This window comes from Actibacterium sp. D185-2, assembly GCF_054954595.1.
In genome coordinates this window covers 143099-170071 of the sequence record NZ_JBPWNX010000004.1, presented here as the reverse complement: position 1 = coordinate 170071, position 26973 = coordinate 143099, and the positions used below count along the sequence as shown (strand labels likewise).

The 26973-nt window shown below is 65.0% G+C and carries 27 protein-coding genes; 17 read left to right on the top strand and 10 right to left on the bottom strand.

Annotated elements, in window-relative coordinates; all coding sequences use genetic code 11:
• Positions 1–27 precede the first annotated feature (27 nt).
• From ACSR1C_RS09470 to ACSR1C_RS09450, 5 genes are all read left to right on the top strand, one after another.
• Positions 28–1098, top strand: coding sequence for a Hint domain-containing protein (locus tag ACSR1C_RS09470; RefSeq protein ID WP_460259117.1), 1071 nt, complete (start codon positions 28–30; stop codon positions 1096–1098).
• Positions 1099–1261: 163 nt separating this feature from the next.
• Positions 1262–1882, top strand: a complete 621-nt coding sequence (gene rpsD / locus ACSR1C_RS09465; RefSeq protein WP_460259118.1) for a 30S ribosomal protein S4 — start codon at positions 1262–1264, stop codon at positions 1880–1882.
• A gap of 256 nt (positions 1883–2138) precedes the next feature.
• Positions 2139–3224 (top strand): histidinol-phosphate transaminase, encoded by a 1086-nt coding sequence (hisC, locus tag ACSR1C_RS09460; RefSeq protein WP_460259119.1) that lies wholly within the window; start codon positions 2139–2141, stop codon positions 3222–3224.
• Entirely contained in the window at positions 3221–4144 is a 924-nt protein-coding gene (locus tag ACSR1C_RS09455; protein WP_460259120.1) for a prephenate/arogenate dehydrogenase family protein, read from the top strand. Before hisC ends, ACSR1C_RS09455 begins: the two co-directional genes overlap by 4 nt.
• A complete protein-coding gene (locus ACSR1C_RS09450) occupies positions 4141–5007 on the top strand; it encodes an extensin-like domain-containing protein (RefSeq protein ID WP_460259121.1) in 867 nt (288 codons plus the stop codon). The genes ACSR1C_RS09455 and ACSR1C_RS09450 overlap by 4 nt, the downstream gene beginning before the upstream one ends.
• On the opposite strand, the gene ACSR1C_RS09445 is transcribed toward ACSR1C_RS09450, so the two are convergent.
• Complete coding sequence (locus tag ACSR1C_RS09445; RefSeq protein WP_460259122.1) at positions 5004–5972, bottom strand: DUF2125 domain-containing protein; 969 nt, start codon at positions 5970–5972, stop codon at positions 5004–5006. The two genes, ACSR1C_RS09450 and ACSR1C_RS09445, sit on opposite strands and share 4 nt — an antisense overlap.
• Positions 5973–6039: 67 nt before the next feature.
• Between ACSR1C_RS09445 and ACSR1C_RS09440 the strand changes: the two genes are divergently transcribed.
• From ACSR1C_RS09440 to ACSR1C_RS09430, 3 genes are all read left to right on the top strand, one after another.
• On the top strand, positions 6040–6591 hold the full coding sequence (locus ACSR1C_RS09440; protein WP_460259123.1) for a gamma-glutamylcyclotransferase: 552 nt from the start codon (positions 6040–6042) through the stop codon (positions 6589–6591).
• Positions 6592–6672: 81 nt separating this feature from the next.
• On the top strand, positions 6673–7845 hold the full coding sequence (locus ACSR1C_RS09435; RefSeq protein ID WP_460259124.1) for a biopolymer transporter ExbB: 1173 nt from the start codon (positions 6673–6675) through the stop codon (positions 7843–7845).
• Between the two features lie 2 nt (positions 7846–7847).
• Complete coding sequence (locus ACSR1C_RS09430) at positions 7848–9752, top strand: peptidoglycan -binding protein (RefSeq protein WP_460259125.1); 1905 nt, start codon at positions 7848–7850, stop codon at positions 9750–9752.
• Here ACSR1C_RS09430 and ACSR1C_RS09425 read toward each other — a convergent pair whose 3' ends face one another.
• From ACSR1C_RS09425 to gloB, 3 genes are all read right to left on the bottom strand, one after another.
• A complete protein-coding gene (locus tag ACSR1C_RS09425) occupies positions 9753–10703 on the bottom strand; it encodes a M23 family metallopeptidase (protein ID WP_460259126.1) in 951 nt (316 codons plus the stop codon).
• Positions 10700–13033, bottom strand: coding sequence for an ATP-dependent Clp protease ATP-binding subunit ClpA (clpA, locus tag ACSR1C_RS09420; RefSeq protein ID WP_460259127.1), 2334 nt, complete (start codon positions 13031–13033; stop codon positions 10700–10702). Before clpA ends, ACSR1C_RS09425 begins: the two co-directional genes overlap by 4 nt.
• Positions 13034–13217: 184 nt before the next feature.
• Positions 13218–13985, bottom strand: a complete 768-nt coding sequence (gene gloB, locus ACSR1C_RS09415; RefSeq protein WP_460259128.1) for a hydroxyacylglutathione hydrolase — start codon at positions 13983–13985, stop codon at positions 13218–13220.
• Positions 13986–14047: 62 nt separating this feature from the next.
• Between gloB and ACSR1C_RS09410 the strand changes: the two genes are divergently transcribed.
• The 7 genes from ACSR1C_RS09410 to ACSR1C_RS09380 all read left to right on the top strand — a co-directional run bounded on the left by ACSR1C_RS09410 (position 14048) and on the right by ACSR1C_RS09380 (position 20404).
• Complete coding sequence (locus ACSR1C_RS09410) at positions 14048–14794, top strand: methyltransferase domain-containing protein (RefSeq protein WP_460259129.1); 747 nt, start codon at positions 14048–14050, stop codon at positions 14792–14794.
• 275 nt (positions 14795–15069) lie between these two features.
• Entirely contained in the window at positions 15070–15630 is a 561-nt protein-coding gene (locus tag ACSR1C_RS09405) for a F0F1 ATP synthase subunit delta (RefSeq protein ID WP_460259130.1), read from the top strand.
• Complete coding sequence (atpA, locus tag ACSR1C_RS09400) at positions 15631–17169, top strand: F0F1 ATP synthase subunit alpha (protein WP_460259131.1); 1539 nt, start codon at positions 15631–15633, stop codon at positions 17167–17169. It begins immediately after the preceding gene.
• A gap of 22 nt (positions 17170–17191) precedes the next feature.
• Positions 17192–18061: a F0F1 ATP synthase subunit gamma gene (locus tag ACSR1C_RS09395; RefSeq protein ID WP_460259132.1), complete on the top strand. Its 870-nt coding sequence runs from the start codon at positions 17192–17194 to the stop codon at positions 18059–18061.
• Positions 18062–18078: 17 nt separating this feature from the next.
• Positions 18079–19503, top strand: coding sequence for a F0F1 ATP synthase subunit beta (atpD, locus tag ACSR1C_RS09390; RefSeq protein ID WP_460259133.1), 1425 nt, complete (start codon positions 18079–18081; stop codon positions 19501–19503).
• 11 nt (positions 19504–19514) lie between these two features.
• The gene (locus ACSR1C_RS09385) at positions 19515–19928 is read left to right on the top strand and encodes a F0F1 ATP synthase subunit epsilon (protein WP_460259134.1); all 414 of its coding nucleotides are present in this window, start codon (positions 19515–19517) and stop codon (positions 19926–19928) included.
• 122 nt (positions 19929–20050) lie between these two features.
• Positions 20051–20404 carry an H-type lectin domain-containing protein gene (locus tag ACSR1C_RS09380; protein WP_460259135.1) on the top strand — a complete coding sequence of 118 codons (354 nt, stop codon included), beginning with the start codon at positions 20051–20053 and terminating at the stop codon, positions 20402–20404.
• On the opposite strand, the gene ACSR1C_RS09375 is transcribed toward ACSR1C_RS09380, so the two are convergent.
• The gene (locus ACSR1C_RS09375) at positions 20398–21420 is read right to left on the bottom strand and encodes a ribose-phosphate pyrophosphokinase (protein WP_460259136.1); all 1023 of its coding nucleotides are present in this window, start codon (positions 21418–21420) and stop codon (positions 20398–20400) included. The two genes, ACSR1C_RS09380 and ACSR1C_RS09375, sit on opposite strands and share 7 nt — an antisense overlap.
• Before the next feature lie 105 nt (positions 21421–21525).
• Between ACSR1C_RS09375 and ACSR1C_RS09370 the strand changes: the two genes are divergently transcribed.
• Positions 21526–22125 carry a DsbA family protein gene (locus ACSR1C_RS09370; RefSeq protein ID WP_460259137.1) on the top strand — a complete coding sequence of 200 codons (600 nt, stop codon included), beginning with the start codon at positions 21526–21528 and terminating at the stop codon, positions 22123–22125.
• The gene (locus tag ACSR1C_RS09365) at positions 22125–22934 is read left to right on the top strand and encodes an alpha/beta fold hydrolase (protein ID WP_460259138.1); all 810 of its coding nucleotides are present in this window, start codon (positions 22125–22127) and stop codon (positions 22932–22934) included. The genes ACSR1C_RS09370 and ACSR1C_RS09365 overlap by 1 nt, the downstream gene beginning before the upstream one ends.
• Here ACSR1C_RS09365 and ACSR1C_RS09360 read toward each other — a convergent pair.
• The 5 genes from ACSR1C_RS09360 to ACSR1C_RS09340 form a co-directional block, all read right to left on the bottom strand.
• Positions 22931–23983 (bottom strand): threonine aldolase family protein, encoded by a 1053-nt coding sequence (locus tag ACSR1C_RS09360; protein WP_460259139.1) that lies wholly within the window; start codon positions 23981–23983, stop codon positions 22931–22933. The two genes, ACSR1C_RS09365 and ACSR1C_RS09360, sit on opposite strands and share 4 nt — an antisense overlap.
• Before the next feature lie 2 nt (positions 23984–23985).
• Complete coding sequence (locus ACSR1C_RS09355) at positions 23986–24456, bottom strand: YcgN family cysteine cluster protein (RefSeq protein ID WP_460259140.1); 471 nt, start codon at positions 24454–24456, stop codon at positions 23986–23988.
• Positions 24457–24497: 41 nt separating this feature from the next.
• Positions 24498–25436: a bifunctional riboflavin kinase/FAD synthetase gene (locus ACSR1C_RS09350; protein WP_460259141.1), complete on the bottom strand. Its 939-nt coding sequence runs from the start codon at positions 25434–25436 to the stop codon at positions 24498–24500.
• Between the two features lie 32 nt (positions 25437–25468).
• Entirely contained in the window at positions 25469–25912 is a 444-nt protein-coding gene (locus ACSR1C_RS09345) for a MaoC family dehydratase (RefSeq protein ID WP_460259142.1), read from the bottom strand.
• Positions 25913–26043: 131 nt separating this feature from the next.
• Positions 26044–26913 carry a TIGR01459 family HAD-type hydrolase gene (locus tag ACSR1C_RS09340; RefSeq protein WP_460259143.1) on the bottom strand — a complete coding sequence of 290 codons (870 nt, stop codon included), beginning with the start codon at positions 26911–26913 and terminating at the stop codon, positions 26044–26046.
• Between the last annotated feature and the right edge of the window lie 60 nt (positions 26914–26973).

The window sequence follows — 26973 nt, the reverse complement described above, 5'->3', positions numbered from 1 at the left end:
TAAAAGATATCGAGGCAGGCATCAGGTATGAAAACGGGCTTTCGCGGCACGTTTGTCATTCCCTGGTCGCAGACAGAAGTGGATGGGGTGCTGGCGGCACCTGTGGCGGCGCTGACGGTTGGGTCGTCGTGGTGCCGGGTGGGCCAGGCGATGCGGGTGGACGGACCCGCGGATCTTCTGCTTTTGGATGGCGCGGAGGGGGAGGCAGATCTTCGCAAACGGGCGGCGCGGACGGTTCACCGGTTGGTGGGCGCTGCGCTGGATCCCGTCAAGACCATCGATGACGCGCCCGCGGGTCCGCTTCTGGACCGCGGCTTCGTGGTGACCGACGGCGTTGACACCTATACCGCGACCGAGATTTCCGCCGGGCCGGGCCGGTCGCCGCTTTTGATGTTCATGGACGAGTTGCCCCCCGAAGGGGCAGAGATGTGGGTCGTGCGCGAACTGGCCGACGCGCCGTCCGTCAAAAGCTATCCCGACGGGCCCGCCGGCGTGATCTGCTTTGCCCAGGGCACGCTGATCGACACGCCCGAGGGTCAGCGACGGGTCGAGGATCTGCACGAGGGCGACAAGCTGCACACCAAGGATGACGGTGTGCAGGAGGTGCTGTGGACCGGCCGGCGCCGCATGTCCGGCGCGCGGCTGTATGCGATGCCACATCTGCGGCCGGTGCGGATCCGCGCCGGCGCGCTGGGGCTGGACCGGCCCGACGGTGATCTGATCGTGTCACCGCAGCACCGCGTGCTGGTCCGGGGGCGTGCCGCCGAGATGCTGTTTCAGACCCCGGAGGTTCTGGTCGCGGCCGAGGATCTGATCAACGATCGCACCGTCGTCACCGACCACCAGCTGCGCGAGGTGACCTATTTCCATATCATGCTGGCCCGGCATCAGGTGGTCTGGGCCAACGGGCTGGAAACCGAAAGCTTCCACCCCGGCAATACCTCGCTGGATACGGTCGACCCGGATCAGCGGGCGCGGCTGCAGGCGCAGTTCCCCGGCATCGCGGACGATCCGTTCTCCTATGGCGATTTCGCCCGGCGCAATCTGAGCCATTCCGAAGCTGCGATTTTGCAGCACGAAGGCGGGCTGCGGCATTGACACCACCCCGCGCGGCTGTATAAGCCCGCCATTCCGGCCCCCGTGGCCGGGCTATTCATTGGTGTTGGTGGCCCCCGCAAGGGAATGCCTGTCTCCCGTCAGGGAAAGGACAACGCCCTTCATAGACGCCCCTGGGGCGTCGCGCTAACGAAGGAGATCAGCCGTGACCAAACGCACGTCTGCCAAGCATAAAATTGACCGCCGGATGGGTGAAAACATCTGGGGCCGTCCGAAATCCCCGGTCAACCGCCGCGAATACGGCCCCGGCCAGCACGGCCAGCGCCGCAAGGGCAAACTGTCCGATTTCGGTATTCAGCTGCGCGCCAAGCAAAAGCTGAAGGGGTATTACGGTGACATCACCGAAAAGCAGTTCCGCCGCGTTTACGCCGAAGCCGAGCGTGTGAAGGGCGACACCGGTGAGAACCTCATCGGTCTGCTGGAGCGCCGCCTGGACGCCGTGGTTTACCGCGCCAAGTTCGTGCCGACCATCTTTGCCGCCCGTCAGTTCGTGAACCACGGCCACGTCACCGTGAACGGCCAGAAGGTCAACATCCCCTCCTACCGCGTGAAAGAGGGCGACCTGATCGAAGTGCGCGACCGTTCCAAGCAGATGGCGCTGGTTCTGGAAGCCGTGCAACTGGCCGAGCGCGATGTGCCCGATTACCTGGAGGTCGACCACTCCAAGCTGACCGCCACCTTCACCCGCACGCCGCTGCTGGCCGATGTGCCTTATCCGGTGATGATGGAACCGAACCTGGTGGTCGAATTCTACGCAAAGAACTGATCTTCGCCGCACCACGGACCGTCTGGAAAACCCGCCCGTCGAGGCGGGTTTTCTTTTTTCGTTGCGTGCATGGCGCGAGGTGGAAAAGGTTGGTTATCCTCCATTTCGCAAGCGTCACTTGCAGCGCACCGATGGCTCGGATACCCGCAGCCTGCGGTTTGTGGCAGGAAATACTAAGGTATTCCTGACCGGGCGGTGTTTCCATCTGGCCTTGGCCCGGCACCGGGGCTAGAACCCTGCGAGACAGGAGAAGACCATGACAGACATCCGCCCCCAACCCGGCATCATGGAGATTGCGCTCTATCAGGGCGGGCAATCCCATATCGAGGGCGTGGCGGATGTGGTGAAGCTGTCGTCGAACGAAAATCAGTCCGGCCCGTCCGACAAGGCCAAAGAGGCCTTCGCGCGGACGGTGCATCAGCTGCACCGCTACCCGGTCACCGATCATGCGGCACTGCGCGCGGCAATCGCCGAGGTGCATGACCTCGACGCTGACCGTATCATCTGTGGCGTCGGGTCAGACGAGGTGCTGCAATTCGTGGCGCAGGCCTATGCCGGGCCGGGTGACGAGGTGATCCACACCGAGCACGGGTTTTCGATGTATCCGATTCTGGCCCACGCGGTCGGCGCCACGCCGGTCATGGTGCCCGAACGCGAGCGCACGGTGGATGTGGACGCCATTCTGGCCGCCTGCACCGACCGCACCAAGCTTGTTTTCATCGCCAATCCGGGCAACCCGACCGGCACCATGATCGGCGGGAACGAGGTGGCGCGCCTGGCCGATGGCCTGCCGCGCGGCGCGATCCTGGTGCTTGACGGGGCCTATGCCGAATTCGTCGAAGGCTATGACGGTGGCGCGGGGCTGGTCGAGTCGCGCGAAAACGTGGTCATGACCCGGACCTTTTCCAAAATTTACGGGCTGGGCGGGTTGCGTGTGGGGTGGGGCTATGCCCCCAAGCCGATCATCGAGGTGCTGAACCGGCTGCGCCAGCCGTTCAACCTGTCGCAGACCCAGCTTGCCACCGCCGAGGCCGCGGTGCGCGATGTCGAATATGTCGAGAAATGCCGCGCCGACAACACCCGGCTGCGCGCCTGGCTGGCCGAGGCGCTGGCCGAAATCGGCGTGCCTTCGGATACTTCGACCGCGAATTTCATCCTGGCCCGCTTCGCGTCGCAGGCCGAGGCCGAAGCCTGTGATGAATACCTCAAGACCCAGGGCATTCTGGTGCGCCGGGTCGGGGGGTATCATCTGCCGCATTGCCTGCGGATCACTGTGGGCGACGAAGCGTCGTGCCGCCGCGTGGCCCATGCGGTGCGCGCCTTCAAGGGGCCGGTGGCATGAGCGTGATCTATGATCGGGTGGCGCTGATCGGGCTGGGGCTGATCGCGGGGTCGATGGCCCATGCGATGCGCCGCGCCGGGCTGGCCGGTGAAATCGTGGGCACCGCCCGCAGCGCCGAAACCCGCGCCACCGCGCGCGCGATCGGGCTGTGCGACCGGGTGGTCGATACGGCGGCCGAGGCGGTGCAGGACGCCGATCTGGTGGTTCTGGCGGTGCCGGTCGGCGCGATGGGCGCCGTCGCGGCCGAGATCGGTCCGCATCTGAAACCCGGCGCCACGCTGACCGATGTGGGGTCGGTCAAGCGCGCGGTGATCGATGCGGTCGCGCCGCATGTGCCCGAGGGCGTGCATTTCATCGCCGGCCACCCGCTGGCCGGGACCGAGCATTCCGGTCCCCGCGCGGGTTTTGCCGAACTGTTCGACAATCGCTGGTGCCTGCTGGTCCCGGTCGAGGGCACCGATCCCGCGGCCACCGCGAAACTGCGCGCGCTGTGGGAAGGCCTGGGCGCCCATGTCGACGAGATGGAGGCAGACCACCACGATCTGGTTCTGGCGGTGACCAGCCATGCGCCGCATCTGATCGCCTATACGATGGTCGGTGTGGCCGATGATCTGCGCCGCGTGACCGATAGCGAGGTGATCAAGTATTCCGCCGCCGGTTTCCGGGATTTCACCCGGATCGCCGCCTCGGATCCCACCATGTGGCGCGACGTGTTTCTGAACAACAAAGAGGCGACGCTGGAAATCCTGGGCCGCTTCACCGAAGAGTTGTTTGCGCTGCAACGTGCGATCCGCACTGGCGACGGCGATCATCTGTTCGATTATTTTACCCGCACCCGCGCGATCCGTCGCGGCATCATCGAGGCGGGGCAGGACACGGCCGAGCCGGATTTCGGCCGGGCGCACAAGTCCGGCGCATGAGGCGCCGGGCCGCCCTTTGCGTGCTGGTCGCGTTGATGGCGGGCCAACAGGCCGTGGCCGGGATTGACCGTTCGCCCCTGCCGCGATTGCGCCCGGATGTTGCGGCGCCGGTCCGCTATCTGCCCAAGCGGCTGCCGGTCTTCGGGCCGTCGGTCGATACGGTGCGCCCGCGCCCGCGCCCGTCTTTCGCGCCGCCTGGGGGGCAGGCCGCCGTACGGGCCAGCAGCATGACGCAGGTCCCGACCGCGCGCTCGCTTCCGCCCCGCGCGCGCCCCTCTGTGGTGCCGCAAAGGGCCGCTGCGGTCAGCAGCCAGCCGGCACGGGTCCTGTCGGCCGCACAAGGTGCGGTCTGCGGCGACAAATCCATCCGGGGCGCGGCGCTGGCCCCGATCCCCGGCAAGATCAAGGGCTGTGGCGTTTCAAAACCGGTGCGCGTGACCGCAGTCGACGGGGTGGCGTTAAGCCAGCCGGCGACGATGGATTGCGATACGGCCAAGGCGCTGAAACGCTGGGTCAACAAGGGCGTGAAACCGACGGTCGGGCGGCTGGGCGGTGGGGTTGAATCGCTGCAGGTCATTGCGCATTATTCCTGCCGCACCCGCAACAACCGCCCCGGCGCGAAGATTTCCGAACACGGGCGCGGCAAGGCAGTGGATATCGCGGCGATCAATCTGAGCAACGGCAGTTCGCTGGTGGTGCTTGACGATTGGGGCCGGGGCGCCGAGGGCAAGCTGCTGCGCCGGATGCACGAAAAAGCCTGCGGCCCGTTCGGCACCGTTCTGGGGCCGAAATCCGACAAGTATCACCAGAATCATTTTCACCTGGATACCGCCCGCTATCGCTCTGGCCCCTATTGCCGCTAGGGCAGGCGCAGCATCGGTGCCGGGCCGACCGGCACCGCGCCGGAAAATATCTGCCCCTCGCGGAATGACAGCGGCAGTTCCAGCGTCCCGTCCGCCCCGCCCAGCAAGGTCAGAACCTGTCGCCACTGAGCGGGAATCAAACCCGTTTCCAGTCCCTGCCGCCAGCCGGTCAGGTGCAGGGTCATATCGCCGCTCGGCCGGCCTTGCGCATCGACGCTGACAGCGCCTGTGCCATTGGCCACCAGGCCGCCCCAGGTGATGTGCGCCCCGGTCAGCACCCGGCGCGTGATGCGCGGCGCGGCAGCGCCAAGCACGAAACGGTTCAGCGGGCGGTCGAACCCCAACTCGGCGGTCAGCCCCAGCTTTTCCATCTGCCGGGGGGCGGTTGGCGACAGGCCCATCTGCGCCAGCAGGGCGGCGGGCAGGGTGGCCCCGGTGATTTCCAGCCCCAACTCGTGCGTGTCGGGCTGCATCGGCACCAGCCGCGTGGCGAACCGGGCGTTTTCGGCGTCGATCTGCCAGCCGCGATCCGACAGCACCGACAGCCCGTCGATCACCGTGGTCACATGGTCCAGCGCCAGATCGGTGCGGGCCTGAAACGTCACGCTGGCGCGCATGTCGGTGCTGGCGATGGCGAAGGCGCCCAGCGGGGTGATCAGGGTCTGGTCATGCGGCCAGACGGCGATGACATGATGGGGCCGGTAGCTGAGCATCAGCATCTGCACGAAGGGCGCGCGCCAGATCACTGTGCCGCCCGGATCGCCCACGGTGATCTCCTCGATCGTGGTGTCCAGACGGCTGGGAAAGCCGCGCACCCGCAGCGCGCTGTGCCCGATCCGCCAGCCCGCCTGCTGTTGCGCCGCGATCCCGGCGCGCAGCCCGTTATCCAGCGCCCGCGCGGCGATGAACCAGTATCCGCCCCACAGCGTGGCGGCCACGACGATCAACACGACCAGCCTGCGCATTTCTTCGGGCCCTTTCCCCTGACTGCCCGCTGGTGTTTACAGGGGCAAAGCAAGGAGGGCCAGACGGATGGCGCGCGCGGAACTTTGGGTGTTTGGTTATGGATCACTGATGTGGAACCCCGGCTTTGCCGTGGCCGAGCAGCGGATCGCCCGGCTGGCGGGCTATCACCGCTCGTTCTGCATGCGGTCGATCCATCATCGCGGCACGGTTGCGGAACCGGGGCTGGTGCTGGCGCTGGATGCCGCCCATGGCGCGGCCTGTCAGGGGCTTGCGTTCCGCGTGACCCCCGGCGCCGAGGATGAAACCGTCGCCTATCTGCGCGAGCGCGAACTGATCTCGTCCGCCTATCTGGAGGCCGAGCTGGAGCTGGAGCTGCGCGACGGGCCCCGCGTTGCCGCGCTGGCCTATGTGATCGACTCCGATCATGTGCAGTATTGCGGCGGCCTGCCGCTGGACGAACAGGCCAGCATCATTGCACGGGCCGTCGGCGGGCGTGGGCCGAACCGCGACTATCTGTACAACACCGCCGCGCATCTGGACGAACTGGGCATTGCCGATGCCGAACTGAGCTGGCTTGCACAAAGAGTGCGCGAAATCCTCACTTCGCCGCAAGCGTGACCGCCGCCCCCGATTGCGTGTTGTGACCGGATTGCGCATCCCCTAGAGTTTTGCCAAGAAATCAGGGTCAGGACCCGTCGAATGGACATGACCGAGCGCGAGGCCGAGCCGCATTTTTCGCAACCCGTGCGCCAGATCTTTCTGATGCTGGTGGCGGTGGGGCTGTTTTCCTTCGGGGCCTATGTGGCCTATCCGCGGGTGGCGCCGGTGTTCCTGGCGAACCCGTTTCTGAACGGGGTCATTTTGCTGGTGTTCCTTGTCGGCGTGCTGGCCTGTTTCTGGCAGGTGGTGCAGCTGATCACGTCGGTCCACTGGATCGAAGGATTCGCGCAGCAAAGACCCGACCACGAACTGAAGCGCGCCCCGCGCCTGCTGGCCCCGCTGGCGGCGCTGCTGCGGGCCCGCGGCACACGGATGCAGATCGGGGCCTCGTCGGCGCGCTCGATCCTCGAATCCGTTGCCACGCGGATCGAAGAGGCCCGCGACATCACCCGCTATATCGTCAACCTGCTGATCTTCCTGGGCCTTCTGGGCACGTTCTATGGCCTGGCCACGACGGTACCGGCGGTGGTGGACACGATCCGCTCGCTCGCGCCCAGCGAAGGCGAGGGCGGTGTCGAGGTGTTTTCGCGCCTGATGACCGGGCTTGAGGCCCAGCTTGGCGGCATGGGCACGGCGTTTTCCTCGTCGCTGTTGGGGCTGGCTGGATCGCTTGTCGTCGGTTTGCTGGAACTGTTTGCAAGCCACGGTCAGAACCGATTCTACCGCGAGTTGGAGGAATGGCTGTCGACCATCACGCGGCTGGGCTTTTCCAGCGGCGAGGGCGAGGGCGGCGAAGCCGGCGTTGTCGCCGGGATGCTGGAGCAGATGTCGCTACAGCTTGAAGCATTGCAGGATGTGTTCACCCGCTCCGAGGCCGGGCGCGACGCGGTGAATGACCGTCTGCGCCATGTCGCCGACGCGGTCGAGCGGCTGACCGCCCGGCTGGAGTCAGACAGCGGCGCGCCCCAGGCGCTGACCCGGATTGCCGAGGGGCAGGAGCGGATGATCGCCGCGCTGGAAACCCAGATCGAAGAGGGCGGCGCCCATGTGGATGCCGAAAGCCGGATGCGCCTGCGCTCGATCGACGTGCAACTGCTGCGGATCCTCGAGGAAATCTCGGCCGGGCGGCAGGAAACGCTCAGCGATCTGCGCGGTGACCTGGCGACGCTGACCCGCGCGATCCGCGATGCGACCAGCGGGTCGGGGGGCTAGCCATGGCGCTGCCCCGCCGCACCGGACAGCGCTTTCAGGCCTCGATCTGGCCGGGTTTCGTGGATGCGATGACGGCGCTGCTGCTGGTGCTGATGTTCGTGCTGTCGATCTTTATGATCGTGCAGTTCATGCTGCGCGAAACCATCAGCGGGCAGGCCAGCGAACTGACCGAACTGAACAGCGAACTGGCCGCGCTGGCCGAGGCGCTGGGCCTGCAGAAACAGCGCAATTTCGAGCTGGAAACCGAGGTGGGCGCGCTTGGCGGGCAGCTTGACGATGCCCGCGCGCAGGCCACGGCGCAGGCCTCGCTGATCGCCTCGCTCAACACCCGGCTGGACGCGCAGGCCGCCGATCTGGCGGGCGCGCAGGCCCGCATCACCAGTTTCGAGGCGCAGGTGGCCAGCCTGCTGGCGCAGCGCGACAAGGCACAGGCCGCCGGGGCGGCGCTGGAACAGCAGCTTGCCGCGCTGGACGATGAACGCACGCGCCTGCTGAGCGAACAGGAACAGCTGCAACTGGCGCTGGCCCGCGCCCGGGACGAGGTCGACGCCCAGGCCGAAACCGCCCGGCTGGCCGCCGCCCGGCGCGAGGCGCTGGAGGCGCTGATCGCCGATCTGCGCCAACGTGCCGACGAAACGGGCGCGACCAATGCCGCCCTGACCGCGCAGGTGAGCGGGCTGGAAGAACAGCTTTCGCAAGAAGAGACCGCGAAACTGGCCGAGGCCGCCGCAGCCCAGGCCCTGCGCGACAAGCTGAAAGGCGCCGAGGACGAGTTGACGGCGATGACCCTGGCGCTGGAGGAGCAGCGCAAGCGCGCGGAGGAAACCCTGACCCTGTTGGCTGCAGCCAATGCGGTGAAACAGGATCTGGACGTCAAGCTGGCCACCGCCTTTCTGGCGCGGCAGGAGTTGTCGGAGGAACTGGCCAAGGCGACCGAAGGGCGCGACAGCCTGTCGGCCGAACTGGATACGGCCCGCGCCGAACGCGATGCGCTGGCCCGCGAACTGGCGGCGCTGCGCGGAATTTCGGGCGACAAGGCCGCGATCGAAAAGCAGCTCGCCGCGGCACTCGCGGCCAAGCTGGCCGCCGAGCAGCAGGCCGAGGACCGGTTGACCGCCGCCGAGGAACGCGCCGCCCTGCTGGCCACCGCCCGCGTGGCGCTGGCCCAGGAAACGGCGAAATCCGAGGAGAGCCAGCGCAAGATCGCCTTGCTGAATCAGCAGCTTGCGGCGCTGCGGTCGCAACTGGGTTCGCTCCAGGCATTGCTGGATGCCGCAGCCGACCGCGACAGCGATGCCAAGGTGCAGCTGGACGCGCTGGGCAGTCAGCTCAATGCCGCGCTGGCGCAGGTCGCAAGCGAGCAAAAGGCCCGCGCCGAGTTGGAAGAGGCCGAGCGCAAGCGGCTGGAGGCCGAGGCCGAGGCGCTGAAATCCGAGGCGCGGAAGCTGGAAAACTACCGCTCCGAATTCTTCGGAAAGCTGCGCGAGGTTCTGGCCGGGCGCGAGGGTGTGCGCATCGTGGGCGACCGTTTCGTGTTCTCGTCCGAGGTGTTGTTCGAGCCCGCCTCGGCCGAGTTGTCGCCGGGGGGCCGCGCCCAGATTGCCAATGTGGTCGGGATCCTGCGCGATATTGCGGACGAGATCCCGCCGGAAATCGACTGGATCATCCGGGTGGATGGCCACACCGACACCGTTCCGCTGTCGGGCACCGGCCAGTATCGCGACAACTGGGAGCTCAGCCAGGGCCGGGCGCTGTCGGTGGTGCGCTTCATGACCGACGCGTTGGGCTTTCCACCCGACCGGCTGGCCGCTACGGGTTTTGGGGAATATCAGCCGGTCAACCGCGCCGATACCGATGCGGCCCGGGCGCAAAACCGGCGGATCGAGCTGAAACTGACCGAACGCTGATCATTCACCGATGCGAATTGAAACGCCGCGCCGGTCCAGCACAGCACCGTCGCGCAATATCTGCACCGTGCCCTGATAAAGGCCCGGCGGCCAGTCCGCGCGCCCCGGTTTGCCCGCTGCGCGAAAGAACTGCGCCTGCGCGCGGGTCAGGCCCGCGTCGCGGGCGACGATGGCACCGTGCGGGCCGGTCAGGGTCAGGCGCATCACATCGCCCGGCCGTCCGCCATAGGCAAACCCCCAAAGCACCAGCGCGGAGGCGTCGCGCGGCAGGATGCCGGGCATGTCCGGTCCGGCCTTGATGCTGTCATAGTCCGGCAGTTCGCTGCTGATCCCCGCCGCGATCAGGCCACCGGGGCGATAGGCGGGCACGGTCTGCCACAGGTGTTCGGGCGTCTTGTCACACGGAGCCGGGCCGGTGGCGAAGGGATCGACCACCGCGCCGTGGCGGCGCACCGACAGATGCAGATGCGGGAATTCGCTGCGCCCGCTTTGCCCGACCTCGCCCAACACCTGGCCGGTGGCGACGCGCTGCCCCTTGGTCGCGATGACCGAGCCCTGTTTCATGTGGCAATACTGTGTCTCCCAGCCAGCGCCATGGCGGATCAGCACACCATTGCCGCAATCGCGCCCGTCCGGTTCGGGCGCGGCGCCGGCGATATCGGGCATCCCGTCGCGGGTGGCGACCACGGTGCCGGGGGCGGCGGCCAGAACATCGATGCCCGCGCGCATCGCCGCCAGCGAGGGCAGGGCGAAATCGGTGCCTTTGTGACCGTCATAGCTGAGCCGCCCACAGGCGAAATCCGCAACCCCCGGCCCCGGATCGCGGTCCACATAGTTCTGGATATGGCAATCGTGACCGGGCGTGCAATCGATGGGCAGATCCAACGAAAACGCCCCCGCAGCATGTGGCGCTGCGAGGGCGATGATCAGAACCGCAGTGGCGCGGATCACTCGGCCGTCAGAAGCGGCGGCTTTTTCGTCGAAATCTGCCGCTTTGTCGGCTCTTCGATCAGCAGATCGATTTCGCCGTCCTTGACACCGACCTTCACCACGCCGCCTTTGGCAAGCTTGCCAAACAGCAACTCTTCGGCCAGCGGCTTCTTGATATGCTCCTGAATCACGCGGCCCAGCGGGCGGGCGCCCATCTTGTCGTCATAGCCCTTGTCGGCCAGCCATGCGGCGGCGGGCTCGGTCAGTTCAATGGACACGTTGCGGTCCATCAACTGGGCCTCCAGTTGCAGCACGAACTTTTCGACCACCTGCATGATGACCTCTTTGGGCAGCGGTGCAAAGCTGATCACCGCGTCCAGACGGTTCCGGAATTCGGGCGTGAAGGTCCGCTCGATCGCCGCCGTATCCTCGCCCTCGCGCCGGTCGCGGCCGAAGCCGATGGCGGATTTGGCCTGTTCGGCGGCACCGGCGTTTGAGGTCATGATCAGGATCACATTGCGGAAATCCACCGCCCGGCCGTTATGGTCGGTCAGCTTGCCGTGGTCCATCACCTGCAACAGGATGTTGAAGACATCCGGGTGCGCCTTTTCGATTTCGTCCAACAGCAGCACACAATGCGGGTGCTGGTCGATGCCATCGGTCAGCATGCCGCCCTGATCGAAGCCGACATAGCCCGGCGGCGCGCCGATCAGGCGCGATACGGCGTGTTTCTCCATGTATTCCGACATGTCGAACCGCAGCAGTTCCACGCCCAGCGTATCGGCCAGCTGTTTGGCGACCTCGGTCTTACCGACGCCGGTGGGGCCGGCGAACAGATAGTTGCCGATTGGCTTTTCGGGTTCACGCAGACCGGCACGGGCCAGTTTGATCGCCGAAGACAGCGCCTCGATCGCCTTGTCCTGACCGAACACCACCCGCTTGAGCGACGCTTCGAGGTCTTTCAGAACCTCGGCATCGTCCTTCGAGACGTTCTTGGGCGGGATCCGGGCGATCTTGGCCACGACGGCCTCGATCTCTTTGGTGCCGATGGTCTTGCGGCGCTTGCCGGCGGCGACCAGATGCTGCGCGGCGCCGGCCTCGTCGATCACGTCGATCGCCTTGTCGGGCAGTTTGCGGTCGTGGATATAGCGCGCCGACAGTTCCACCGCGGTCTTGATCGCGTCCGAGGTGTATTTGATGTGGTGGTGATCCTCGAAATAAGGCTTCAGCCCCTGAAGGATTTTCACCGCATCATCCACCGAGGGTTCCGACACGTCGATCTTCTGGAACCGGCGCGACAGTGCGCGGTCCTTCTCGAAATGCTGGCGGAACTCCTTGTAGGTGGTGGACCCCATGCAGCGCAGCTTGCCGCCCTGCAGCGCGGGTTTCAGCAGGTTGGAGGCATCCATCGCCCCGCCGCTGGTGGCACCTGCGCCGATCACGGTGTGAATCTCGTCGATAAACAGAATCGCGTCGGGGTGATCCTCCAACTCGGTCACGACGGCCTTCAGCCGCTCTTCGAAATCGCCGCGATAGCGGGTGCCGGCCAGCAGCGCGCCCATGTCGAGCGAAAAGATCGTCGATTTGGCCAGAACCTCGGGGGTTTCGCCGCTGACGATCTTGCGCGCCAGCCCCTCGGCGATGGCGGTCTTGCCCACGCCGGGATCCCCCACCAGAAGCGGGTTGTTCTTGCGGCGCCGGCACAGGACCTGCACGCAGCGCTCGACCTCGGAATCGCGGCCGATCAGCGGGTCGACGTCGCCCGCGCGGGCCTTGGCGTTGAGGTCCACACAATATTTCGACAGCGCCGATTCCCGGGCCTCGGCCTCGTCGCTTGCGGCGGTATTGGCCTGGGTGGCCTCGTCGAATTCGGGCGCGCCGGTCACGGTGCGCGATTCGCCGAAGGACGGGTCCTTGGCCACGCCATGGGCGATGAAATTCACCGCGTCATACCGGGTCATGTCCTGTTCTTGCAGGAAATAGGCGGCGTTCGATTCGCGTTCGGCGAAGATCGCGACCAGAACGTTCGCGCCGGTCACTTCGGTCCGGCCCGAGCTTTGCACATGGATCGCGGCGCGCTGGATCACGCGCTGGAATGCGGCTGTCGGCACCGCCTCTGACCCTTCGATGTCGGTCACGAGCGTCGACAGTTCCTCGTCGACGAATTCGACCAGGGTTTTACGCAATTCTTCCAGATCGACGGAACAGGCCTGCATCACCTTGGCGGCCTCGGGTTCGTCGATCAGGGCCAGCAGCAGATGCTCCAGGGTTGCGAGTTCATGGCGCCGCGCATTGGCCAGCGCCAGCGCCGCATGGATGGATTGCTCGAGTGTGTTCGAAAACGAAGGCACGTGACGTGCTCCTTTCCTGTAGGGCGGAGGGGACCGGAAGGCCCGTCCTCAACCGTGGCCTCATAGGTTTAAGGTTCGGTTTTTGTGTCCGGGCTTCAAGTGTTTTCTGATCAATTCTGATCACCAGGGGGGCAACGGCGCAAAAAATGGGCGTTTAGCGCGTGGGCAAGCCCTGGGGGGAGGCTCAGAAATGATCCTTTCGGCGGCGGATCTCTGCGAAAACCTCTGTGTCGGAGGAACCGGCCATATCCAACCCCATCTTCACCTGCGGTAGGGACGCCCGCAGGAAAGGATTGGTCGCCAATTCCTCCGACAAGAGGGAGGGAACGGTAGGCTGCCCCGCGGCGCGTGCCTTGGTCACAGCTTCCTGACGAGAGATAAGAGCGGAATTCGCCGGTTCAATACTTAGCGCGAATTTGGCGTTGTTGGCGGTGTATTCGTGGCCCGAGCAGACCAGCGTTTCGGGCGGCAGGGCGGCCAGTTTCGACAGGCTGGCCCACATCATTGCCGGCGTGCCCTCGAACACCCGCCCGCATCCCAGCGCCATCAGGCTGTCGGCGGTGAAGACCGCGCCGGTTTCGGGAAAGTGGAACGCGATATGCCCCACGGTATGGCCCGAGACATCCAGAATCAGGGCATTCTCGCCACAGATCGTTACCGCGTCGCCGTCGGCGACCGCCAGATCCAGCGGCGGCAGGCGATGCGCATCGGCGGCCGCCCCGATCACCCGGGCGCCGGTGGCGGCGCGCAGGGCCTCCAGCCCGTCGATATGGTCCCAGTGGTGATGGGTGATCAGGATATCGGTCAGCCGCCAGCCGCGCTCGGACAGCGCCGACAGGATCGGCCCGGCCTCGGGCACATCCACCACGGCGGTCTCGCCGCTGTCGGCATTATGCAGCAGATAGGCGTAATTGTCGGCAAGGCAGGGCAGGGTGACGATTTCAAGGGGCATGGCATTCCTGTTCCGCTGGGCTATTCTGGCCCTGACTGTTGCTGATCCCGAGGCGGGCCGCAATGCACCTGGACGTGCTTGATCTGAGGAATTTCTACTACCGCACCAATCTGGGGCGTGTGGCGCAGCGGGCGATCCGTGACCAGATGCTGCAATTCTGGCCCGAGGCCAAGGGCCAGTCGGTGGCGGGTTTCGGGTTCGCGGCGCCCCTGCTGCGCCCCTATCTGGCCGACGCCCGGCGCGTGGTGGCGGTGATGCCGGGTCAGCAGGGGGTGATGCCCTGGCCCGCGGGCCGCGACAATGTGTCGGTCCTGTCGGAAGAGACCCGCTGGCCGCTGTCCACCGGGCTGATCGACAAGCTGGTGCTGCTGCACGGGCTGGAAACCAGCGAACATCCCGCCGCCGTGCTGGAAGAGGCCGCGCGCGTGCTGGGCCCCGGCGGCCGGGCGTTGTTCGTCGTGCCCAACCGGTCGGGCCTGTGGGCGCGGCGCGATGTGACGCCCTTCGGCTTTGGCCGGCCCTATTCGCTCAGCCAGCTCGAGGCGCAGCTCAAGGCGCACGGGTTCCAGCCCGAAAGCCACCGTGCCGCGCTTTACGCCCCGCCCAGCCACCGGCGGTTCTGGCTGAAGACTTCGGCCGTGCTGGAAAAGGCGGGCCGGCAGGTCAGCAGCTATTACGCGGGCGGGGTGCTGATGGTCGAGGCGTCGAAACGGGTTTACCGCCCCGCCGGTCCGGGGCTGGAAGAGGCGGTGCGCCGCCCGCTGCGGGTGCTGGAAGGGGTGCCCGCGGCGGGGGCCGAACCGGCCTGAACGTCGATTTTCCGGGAACCGCGACCGCAGTGGCAGGCGGTTCCGCCCGCGCCACAAAGCCGCAGTATCGTGCACGATATGGCGCCGTTAGCGCCAACCCTTGTCGTTAACGGCCATCACCCTCACATAATGGTGTTCTTGCCTGTTGCGAGGGTGCATTTGCTCTGCTACACCCACGCCGATTTCGGGACGTGCCCATCCGGGCGCGAGGCTAGAGCTGCCCCCGCCGCTTCCCTGCGGTATCCCCGGGGGCTACAGACATCGGAAGGGTGGACGTGTCCGAACCAGCTTCGATCTCAACCGGCATTGCTGCGCGCTATGCCAAGGCGGTCTTTGGACTGGCCAAGGACGATAATCAAATTGCGGCGCTTGAGGGCGACCTTGACACGCTGGAGGCCGCGTCGGCCGACAGCGCCGAGTTCCGCGCGCTGATCGCATCGCCGATCTATACGCGCGAAGAACAGGGCAGGGCGATCGCGGCGCTGGCTGCGAAGATGGGCCTTTCGGGGGTGATGACGAACACGCTGGGCCTGATGGTCGCCAAGCGGCGCCTGTTCGTGCTGCCCCAGATGTCCGCCACGCTGCGCGACCTGATCGCCGACGAAAAGGGCGAAGTCACCGCAGAGGTCACGTCCGCGACCGCCCTGACCGAAGACCAGCAGAACAAGCTTGCCGCCACGCTGAAGGCGAATGTCGGCAAGGATGTAAAGATCAACATGGCCGTCGATGACTCGCTCATTGGCGGTCTCATTGTAAAAGTGGGCTCGAAAATGATCGACACGTCGATCCGCTCGAAGCTCAATGCACTTCAGAACACCATGAAAGAGGTCGGATAAATGGGTATCCAAGCAGCTGAGATTTCTGCGATCCTCAAGGAGCAGATCAAAAACTTCGGTCAAGAGGCCGAAGTCGCCGAAGTGGGCCGTGTGCTTTCTGTCGGCGACGGCATTGCGCGGGTCCACGGCCTCGACAATGTTCAGGCCGGCGAGATGGTCGAATTCCCCGGTGGCATTCGCGGCATGGCGCTGAACCTCGAGGTCGACAATGTCGGCGTCGTGATCTTCGGCTCCGACCGGGACATCAAGGAAGGCGATCAGGTCAAGCGCACCAAGTCGATCGTGGACGTGCCGGCGGGCGAGGCCCTGCTGGGCCGCGTCGTTGACGGCCTTGGCAACCCGATCGATGGCAAGGGCCCGATCGCAACCACCGAGCGCCGCATCGCCGACATCAAGGCGCCGGGCATCATCCCGCGTAAATCGGTGCATGAACCGATGGCGACCGGCCTGAAATCGGTCGACGCCATGATCCCGATCGGCCGCGGCCAGCGCGAGCTGATCATCGGCGACCGTCAGACCGGCAAGACGGCGATCGCGCTCGACACCATCCTGAACCAGAAATCCTATAACGAAGCTGCCGGCGACGACGAGAGCAAGAAGCTCTACTGCGTCTATGTGGCGATCGGCCAGAAACGCTCGACCGTGGCGCAGCTGGTGAAGAAGCTGGAAGAGACCGGCGCGATCGACTACTCCATCGTCGTGGCCGCCACCGCATCCGACCCCGCGCCGATGCAGTTCCTGGCGCCCTATGCCGCCACCGCGATGGCCGAGTATTTCCGCGACAACGGCAAGCATGCGCTGATCGTCTATGACGATCTGTCGAAACAGGCGGTGGCCTATCGCCAGATGTCGCTGCTGCTGCGCCGCCCGCCGGGCCGCGAAGCCTATCCGGGCGACGTGTTCTATCTGCACTCCCGCCTGCTGGAGCGTTCGGCCAAGCTGAACGAAGATTTCGGTGCCGGGTCGCTGACCGCGCTGCCGATCATCGAAACCCAGGGCGGCGACGTGTCGGCGTTTATCCCGACCAACGTGATCTCGATCACCGATGGCCAGATCTTCCTGGAAACGGAACTGTTCTATCAGGGTGTCCGCCCGGCCGTGAACACCGGTCTGTCGGTGTCGCGGGTTGGCTCTTCGGCCCAGACCGATGCGATGAAATCGGTTGCGGGTCCGGTCAAGCTGGAACTGGCGCAGTACCGCGAAATGGCGGCCTTCGCCCAGTTCGGCTCTGACCTCGACGCCGCCACGCAGAAACTTCTGAACCGTGGCGCCCGTCTGACCGAGCTGATGAAGCAGCCGCAATACGCGCCGCTGACCAACGCCGAGATCGTCTGTGTGATCTATGCGGGTACCAAAGGGTACCTGGACAAGGTCGCGGTGAAGGATGTCGGTCGCTTCGAGGCCGGTCTGCTGGCGCATCTGCGTCAGAAGAATGCCGACCTGCTGGCCGATATCACCAACAACGACCGCAAGGTCAAAGGTGAGCTGGAAGACAAGATCAAAGCGGCACTTGACGATTTCGCAAACGATTTTGCCTGAGCGGGCTTAAGGGAGAGGACATATGCCAAACCTTAAGGACCTCAAGAATCGGATCGCGAGCGTCAAGTCGACGCGCAAGATCACGAAAGCCATGCAGATGGTCGCGGCGGCAAAGCTTCGCCGCGCCCAGGAAGCTGCCGAAGCCGGGCGGCCCTATGCCGAACGGATGAATGCCGTGCTTGGCAGTCTCGCGGCGTCGGTCGCGGGATCGGACGGCGCGCCGAAACTGCTGTCGGGCACCGGCGCGGATCAGGTTCACCTGCTGGTGGTCATGACCTCGGAACGGGGTCTGTGCGGCGGCTTCAACTCAAGCATCGTGCGGCTGGCCCGTGGCAAGATCGAGGCGCTGCTGGCGGCGGGCAAGACGGTGAAAATCCTGACGGTCGGCAAGAAGGGCCGCGAACAGCTGAAGCGGGACTATAGCGCCTACTTCGTCGGCCATGTGGATATGAGCGAAGTGAAGCGCCTGGGCTATGTGAATGCGCAGGATATCGCCAAAGACGTTCTGACCCGGTTCGATGCCGGCGAGTTCGACGTGGCGACCATCTTCTTTGCGCGGTTCAAGTCGGTGATCAGCCAGATCCCGACTGAACAGCAGATCATCCCGGCCATGTTCGACGCGGTCGAGGCTGACACCACGCTGTACGATTACGAACCGTCGGAAGAGGGCATTCTGGCCGATCTGCTGCCACGCGGTGTGGCCACGCAAATCTTCGCCGCACTGCTTGAAAACGGGGCGTCCGAACAAGGCGCCCGGATGAGCGCGATGGACAATGCCACGCGCAACGCTGGTGACATGATCGACAAGCTGACGATCGAGTTCAACCGCTCGCGTCAGGCTGTCATCACCAACGAGCTTATCGAAATTATTTCGGGCGCCGAGGCGCTCTAAGGAACCGGAGAAACGACATGGCAAACGCAAAAGGCAAAGTGACCCAGGTCATCGGCGCCGTTGTGGACGTGCAGTTCGAAGATCACCTGCCTGAGATTCTGAACTCGCTGTCCACCGACAACAACGGCAAAGCGCTGGTTCTGGAAGTTGCCCAGCATCTTGGCGAAAATACCGTGCGGACCATCGCGATGGACGCGACCGAAGGTCTGGTGCGCGGCGCCGAAGTGATCGACAGTGGCGCGCCGATTTCGGTGCCGGTGGGCGACGCCACCCTGGGCCGCATCCTGAACGTGATCGGCCAGCCGATTGACGAAAAGGGCCCGGTCGAGACGGATCAGACCCGCTCCATCCATCAGCCTGCCCCCGAGTTCGCCGAACAGGCGACCAGCTCGGACATCCTGGTGACGGGGATCAAGGTGATCGACCTTCTGGCCCCCTATTCCAAGGGCGGCAAGATCGGCCTGTTCGGCGGCGCCGGCGTGGGCAAGACGGTTCTGATCATGGAACTGATCAACAACATCGCCAAGGTGCACTCGGGCTATTCGGTGTTCGCCGGTGTCGGCGAGCGGACCCGCGAAGGCAACGACCTGTATCACGAGATGATCGAATCCGGCGTTATCGTACCCGATGATCTGGTGCAGTCGAAAGTGGCGCTGGTCTATGGCCAGATGAACGAGCCCCCGGGCGCGCGTATGCGTGTGGCCCTGTCCGGCCTGACCCTGGCCGAACAGTTCCGCGACCAGTCCGGGACCGACGTTCTGTTCTTCGTCGACAACATCTTCCGCTTCACCCAGGCCGGTTCCGAGGTGTCCGCACTTCTGGGCCGTATCCCTTCGGCTGTGGGCTATCAGCCGACGCTGGCCACCGACATGGGTGCATTGCAGGAACGGATCACCTCGACCAAGGCTGGTTCGATCACCTCGGTGCAGGCGATCTATGTGCCCGCGGATGACCTTACCGACCCGGCGCCGGCCACCTCGTTCGCGCACCTCGACGCCACGACCGTTCTGTCGCGCGCGATCTCGGAGCTGGGGATCTACCCGGCCGTTGACCCGCTCGACTCCACCTCGCGTCTGATGGACCCGTCGGTTGTGGGCGAAGAGCATTACAGCGTTGCCCGCGATGTGCAGAACATCCTTCAGCGCTATAAGTCGTTGCAGGACATCATCGCCATTCTGGGCATGGACGAACTGTCGGAAGAGGATAAGCTGACCGTGGCCCGTGCCCGGAAAATCCAGCGTTTCCTGTCGCAGCCGTTCGATGTGGCCAAGGTGTTCACCGGTTCCGACGGTGTGCAGGTTCCGCTGGACAAGACGATCGCCTCGTTCAAGGCGGTTGTCGCCGGTGAATACGATCACCTGCCCGAATCCGCGTTCTACATGGTCGGCGACATCGAAGACGTGATCGCCAAAGCCGAGAAAATGGCGGCTGACGCTGCCTAAGGGGGCCTCTGATGGCTGATACGATGCAATTTGATCTGGTGTCGCCCGAGCGGAAGCTTGCTTCCGTTCAGGCCACCGAGGTCAGAATTCCGGGCACCGAGGGTGACCTGACTGCGATGCCGAACCACACACCGGTGATCACCACCCTGCGTCCCGGCGTGCTGGTGGTGATCACCCCTGCGGGCTCGACCACCTATGTGGTGACCGGCGGCTTCGCCGAGGTGACGACGGACGGCATTACCGTGCTGGCCGAACGTGCCCACGCGGTCGAGGAAGTCACCCAGGCGATGATCGACGAAATGATCGCCGAGGCCCACGAGGCCCACAAGACGGCGCATCCGGACGTTGTCGACCAGGCGGCCAAGCTTTTGTCCGACATGGTTGCCATGGGCGGCCATATCGGGCTGGACCCGAGCCTGCCCTGAGGTCGGCCCTGACCCTGCGATCTTTTGCAAAGGCCCTGCATATGTCGGGGCCTTTGCCTTTTTTACACCGAATTCCTGTCCAAATCCGACGATAGACTGTCCGACGGGAAGGACTGACGCCTATGTTGAAAATCGAAAGCCGTTTTCTGGGTATCGCCCAGGGCTCAAAAGTATTGTTCTCGGATTACGAGCATGACGGTGTCATGTGGACAGGCACGGGCCCCCGCGCCATATCCGTTGCGGTGCGGTTCAAACAGCCCTTCCGGTCGAACCCGGTTGTGACCGTCAGCATGTCGATGTGGGACATGGATCAAAAGACCAACCCGCGCGCCGACATTTCGGCCCGCAAGATCACGCCGGACGGGTTCGAGATCGTGTTCAAGACCTGGGGCGATACGCGGGTGGCGCGGATCCGGGCCGACTGGACAGTCCTTGGCGAGCTGCCCAATGACGACGACTGGGAACAGCTTTACTGACCGACCGAATACATGCCTTCGTAGATCGGCATCAGGGTCTGGGTGTCGAACAGTGACGACACCGATGTGCCGTGCCAGATGTTCAGGATCGCCTGGGCAAACATCGGCGCGGTCGGCACGATCCGGATATTGGGCGCATTGCGCACCGCCTCGGTCGGCTCGATCGAGTCGGTGATGACCAGACTTTTCATGACCGAGTTGCTGATCCGTTCGACCGCGGGGCCGGACAGAACCCCGTGCGAGATATAGGCGTGCACTTCGACCGCGCCGGCCTGTTGCAGCATATCGGCCGCCTTGCACAGGGTGCCGGCGGTGTCGCAGATATCATCGACGATGATGCATTTCTTGCCTTCGACATTGCCGATCACGGTCATCTCGGCAATCTCGCCGGGTTTTTCGCGGCGTTTGTCCACGATCGACAGCGGTGCGCCGATCCGCTGCGCCAGTTCGCGCGCGCGGGCCACGCCGCCGACATCGGGCGAGACCACCATGATATCGTCCATTGTGCCCTTGAAATGGTGCTGGATATCCAGCGCAAAGACCGGCGAGGCATAGAGGTTGTCCACCGGGATATCGAAAAAGCCCTGAATCTGCGCGGCGTGCAGATCCATGGTCAGGACCCGCTCGATCCCGGCTTCGGCGATCAGGTTGGCGACCAGCTTGGCCGAAATCGGCGTGCGCGCCTTGGTGCGGCGGTCCTGTCGGGCATAGCCGAAATAGGGGATCACGGCGGTGATGCGCCCCGCCGACGAACGGCGCATCGCATCGGCGATGATCAGCAGTTCCATCAGGTTGTCATTCGCCGGGTTCGAGGTCGACTGGATGATGAACATGTCCTCGCCCCGGACATTCTCATAGACCTCGACGAAAATCTCCTGATCGTTGAAGCGTTCAACGCGGGCATCCACCAGCCCGACATTGACCCCGCGATGCATTGACATGCGGCGGGCAATGGCGGCGGCCAGCGGGCGATTGGCATTGCCCGAGATCAGTTTAGGTTCGGTGACAGAAGGCATGGCAGCAGGTCCCAGAGAAACATCCAGATGACGGATTCGTGACGTTGACACCGCTTACCACCCGGTTACCGTCTTGCAAACCTAGTGCGGCAGAGAGGCGGCCAAATGGCTCATATTGATTACTACTTTTCCACGATTTCACCCTTTACCTATCTTGCCGGAACCCGGCTGGAGGAGATCGCGGCGCGCCACGGCGCGACCCTGACCTACAAGCCGATCGACATCATGGGATTGTTCGGCCGTACCGGCGGCACGCCCCTGCCGCAGCGCCATGAAAATAGGCGGGCCTATCGCCTGGCCGAGCTGCGCCGCCAGTCGGTCAAGACCGACCTGCCGATCAATCTCAAACCCTCGGTCTTTCCGGCCAATGCGGCGCCTGCGTCCTATGCGATCATCGCCGCGCAGGCTGCGGGCGGCGGGGATCTGGGCGCGCTGGCGCATGGTATCCTGCGCGCCTATTGGGCCGAGGACAAGGATATCGCCGAGGATGCGGTGATCCGCGATTGCCTGTCCGCCGCCGGGTTCGACCCGGCGCTGGCCGATAGCGGGTTGCTGTTGGGGGCCGAAACCTATGCCCGCAACCTGGAAGAGGCGGTCGCGGCGGGTGTGTTCGGCGCGCCGTTCTATATCGTCGATGGCGCCGAACCCTTCTGGGGGCAGGACCGGCTGGGCGATCTGGATCTGTTTCTGGCGGGGAAACTCTGATGCCCGAAGGCCGACCTGGCGGGCACCCGACCTATTGGACCCATCTGGGGCAGGGGCCGCGCCCGGCGCTGTTGCTGCATTGCTCGCTGTCGCGTGGCGGCAGTTGGTCGGGGCTGATGCGGCGGCTGGGCGATACGCTGACCGCCACAGTCCCCGATCTGCCGGGCCACGGGCTGAGCGGCGACTGGGACCGGCACCGCGATCTGCATGCGCTGTCCACTGCCGTGGCCGCCGATCTGCTGCCGCCGGGCCGGGTCGATCTGATCGGCCATTCCTTCGGCGCCACCGTGGCGCTGCGGCTGGCGCTGGAGCAGCCCGAGCGGGTGCGCAGCCTGATCCTGATCGAGCCGGTGCTGTTCGCCGCGGCCCGCGGCACCGAAACCTATACCGACCATGCCGAAGAGAACCGCCAGATGGCCGCAGCCCTGGCGGGGGGCGATCTGGACGGCGCCGCGCGCGCCTTCACCGGGCGTTGGGGCGTCGCCATCCCGTGGGAGGTGATGCCGGATTTCCAGCGCGACTATTTCACCCAGCGCATCCATGTGATCGACGCCGCGTCGGACGTTCTGTTCGACGATACCGCCGGGATGCTGGAGCCGGGACGGATGGAGGCGCTGCGCGTCCCCGTGCTGCTGATCGAGGGCGAAACCTCGCCGCCGATCGTGGGGGCGGTGCATACGGCGCTGGCGGCGCGGCTGCCCATGGCCTGGCGCGCGGCGATCGGTGGTGCGGGCCATATGGCGCCCATCACCCATCCGGACGTGGTGGCCGAGGTCGTTTCCGCCTTTCTGGCCGAAACCGGGGATTAGCCCCGGATCAGCGTCAGAAAATTATCCACATCCTGTTCGGTGGTGGACCAAGAACAGACCAGCCGCGCCGATAGCGGCGCATCTTCGGGGCCTTCCAGCGACTGGTTCATCGGCCACAGGTAATAGCGCGCGCCCGCCGCCTGCGCCCGCCGATGCCCGCCGCGCGGCCAGCTGGCAAAGACCGCATTGGCCTGGGTCGGGTGCATCAGGGATGCGCCGGGCACGGCCAGAATGCCCTGCGACAGGCGCGCCGCGGCGGCATTGGCCCGCGTGGCCAGTTTCAACCACAGATCATCCGCCAGATAGGCCGCCATCTGTGCCGACAGGTAGCGATGCTTGGAAAACAGATGGCCGCCGCGCTTGCGCCGCAACTCGAATTCCCAGGCGCGGGCCGGGTCGAACAGAACCACGGCCTCTACCCCCATCAACCCGTTCTTGGTGCCGCCGAAGGACAGCACATCGACACCGGCCTTCCAGGTCATTTCGGCCGGGGTGCAGCCGGCGCTGACCAGCGCATTGGCAAAGCGCGCGCCGTCCATATGCACCGGCAGGTTCTGTGTGCGGGCCACATCGCAGATCGCGCGGACCTCGTCGGGGGTATAGATCGCCCCGGCCTCGGTCGCGTTGGTGATCGACACCGCGCCGGGCTGCACGTTATGCACACCTGCACGGGCGGCAAAGCCCGCCGCCTGCGTCAACGCGCCGGGCGTGATCTTGGCATGTTCACCGTCCAGCAGCGTCAGCTTGGCACCGCCGCTGAAGAATTCGGGGGCGGCGCATTCATCCTCTTCGATATGGGCGTTGCGGTGGCAAAACACCGTGGCCCAGGGCGGACACAAACAGGCCAGCGCCAGCGCATTGGCCGAGGTCCCGGTGGCCACCAGATAGACCGCGGCCTCGGGTGCCTCGAACACCTCGCGGATGCGGTCGCGCACCTGATCCATGATCGGATCGTTGCCGTAAGGCATGGCATAGCCGCGATTGGCCTCGATCAGCGCTTCCATCACCTGCGGCGGCACCGGCGAGGCATTGTCGGATGCGAAATACATGCTCAGATTTCCTCTTCGATGATGTAATCTTCCCAGTCTTCCAGCGGCACGTCGAATTCCGGCACCGTCCAGCCCCGCACCGACTGGCCGGCGCGATGCACGCTTTCGGGATCGCCGGAAATCAGCGGGTGCCAATCATACAGCGCCTTGCCTTCCCACAGCAGCCGGTACGCGCAGGTGGCGGGCATCCAATAGGCGATATCGGCCAGGTTGCCGGGTTTCAGTACCACGCATTCCGGCACGATTGTCTTGCGCACCTCGTAATGGGCGCAGCGGCAGGTTTCATCGTCCAGCAAGCGGCAGGCGATGCGGGTGAACGCGACCTCGCCGGTATCGGCGTCTTCCAGCTTGTTCAGGCAGCATTTGCCGCAGCCATCGCACAGCGCCTCCCACTCTCGCTGGGTGAGGTTCTTGAGCGGCACGCGCTCCCAGAAATCCGGGCGCAGCCCGTCACGGTTGATCGGATCTTTCATCGGGCAAAGCCTAGCGTGCAGGGTCGGAAAGGAAAGAGGGGTCAGAGAGCGGCCAGAATGGCGCGGGCCTGATCGCAGTCGCGGCCCATCTGGTCGGTCAGCCCCTGAAGGTCGTCGAATTTCGCCTCGGGGCGCAGATAGTCGATCAGCGCGACCGACAGATGCGTGTCGTAAAGGTCGCCGGAAAAGTCGAACAGGAAGCTTTCGCAATTCGGGGTGTTGATGCCGAACATCGGCCGCACCCCGATCGAGGCGGCGCCGTCATAACTGCCCTGATGCGGGCCCGACAGCACATCGACCTTCACCGCATAGACGCCGAAACGCGGAGGGTGCAGGCCGGCAATGTTCATGTTGGCGGTGGGAAACCCCAGATCGCGGCCACGCTGATCGCCCTGAATGACGGCGCCTTCGATCCGGTGCCAATGGCCCAGCATCGCGGCGGCCTCGCGCGGTTGGCCCGCGCTCAGCGCCTTGCGGATCGCGGTGGACGAGACCGCGCTTTTGCCCCGGCCGATCAGTTCGGCCACGGTCACGCCAAAGCCCATCCCGGCGCCGAAGCGTTGCAGATCGGCGGCGCTGCCCTTGCGATCCTTGCCGAAGCGGAAATCGGCGCCGACCACCACATGCGACAGGCCCAGCCCGTCGGCCAGAACGGTGCGCGCGAACTGTTCGGGTGTCAGGGCGGCCAGATCCGCGTCGAAGGGCAGCTGATACAGGCGCTCGACCCCCAGCTTGGCCAGGCGATTGGCCTTGGCCTCGGCGTTCATCAGGCGAAAGGGCGGGGCGGTGGGGGCGAAAAATTCGCGCGGGTGGGGCTCGAAGGTCAGAATGCCCAGCGGCGCGCCGGTGCGCTGTGCTGTGTCACGGGCCATGTCGATGACCGCACGATGGCCCAGATGCACCCCGTCGAAATTGCCGATCGCGGCAGAGGCGCCGCGATCGTCGGATGTCAGCCCGGTCAAGGTGGTATAGGTCTTCATCGTCCCCCGGCGTGCCGGGTTACGGCACCGCGTCAGTCAAACTTGCGGCTTGGCGCCAGGACCAGCGCTTCACCCTTCAGGACGACCGTATCGCCCACGGCGCAGTGACAATCAAGGGTCACGCGGCGTTTGCGATGGTCAATATCGCGCACCTCGACCTCGGCATAGACCACGTCGCCGGGACGGACGGGGGCAAGGAATTTCAGGGTCTGGCCCATATAGATCGTGCCATGACCGGGAAGCTGTTCGCCGATCACCGCCGAGATCAGTCCGGCGGTCAGCATCCCGTGCGCGATTCGCCCGTGAAACACGGTGTTCTCGGCGTAATCGTCATCCAGATGCACGGGGTTGTGGTCGGTCGTGACCTCGGCAAACAATTCGATGTCGCGGTCGGTGATTTCCTTGCGCAGATACCGGCGCATACCGATTTCCATATCTTCGATGCAGATCGTGCCGCGGGGCATGTTGTCCAGCATCCTATCGCTCCCGGAGTCGTTCATATTGCGGCGCAGCATATCGAATGCCGCGCGCCCCCGCAATCCGAAAGGTAATTTATTTATAGAATTTCCGCATCGCACGCAATTTTGTTGCCGTTCGGTGCGGGCTGTCAGCGCAAAAAGCCGATCGCATAGGTCGGATCCATCTGCGCCTGCTGAAGAAAATCGTTCAGCGCGCCGGCGTCGGGCTGATCGGTGGTTCCCGTCTCCTGTGCGGCCAGACCGCCGGTGATGAACAGACAGTCCAGATTTTCGCCCATGGCGCCGCGGATATCGGTGGCGATGCCGTCGCCGATGCACAGGATCCGATCCTCGGACACCTGGCCCAACTGCGCCAGCCGGCGGCGTGCCAGATCATAGATCGGCGGGTGCGGTTTGCCAAAATACAGGCTTTCGCCGCCCATTTCGGTATAAAGCGCTGCAATCGCGCCGGCGCACCATTCGCGCGCCTCGCCCCGGTCGACGACGATATCGGGATTGGCGCACAGCAGCTTCATCCCCTTGTACTTGGCGTACAAAAGCTGGGGCTCCAGCACTTTCGGATCGGCAAGCGGGTCGAACGGGCCGGTACAGACGATGCCTTCGGCCTGTTCCAGCGGCACTTTGGTGATCTCGACCGGGTTTTCGATGATGTGCAGCGGCTCGAAAAAGCTGTGATCGGTGTCTTCGCCAATCAGATACACGTCCGAGCCGACCACGCCGCGATACATCGCCGCCCGTGCGCTGTCGCCCGAGGTGGCGATCGTGTCCCAGCAATCCGGGGCCACGCCCAGTTCGGCGATCTGGGTTTCCACGGCCTGCCGGGGGCGTGGCGAATTGGTCAGCAGCACCACGATCCCGCCCTGCGCCCGATAGGCGCGCAGCGCCTCGACCGCAGCGGGAAAGGCGGTGTGGCCGTTATGAACGCAGCCCCACAGGTCCACGAACATCGCGTCGTAATCTGTGGAAATCTCGGCAAGGGCGGTGATGATCCGGGTCATGGGGCTGCTTTCAAAGTGAAAAGGAGCGCTGGACGCGCTCCTTTGTATCATGGGTCGGCG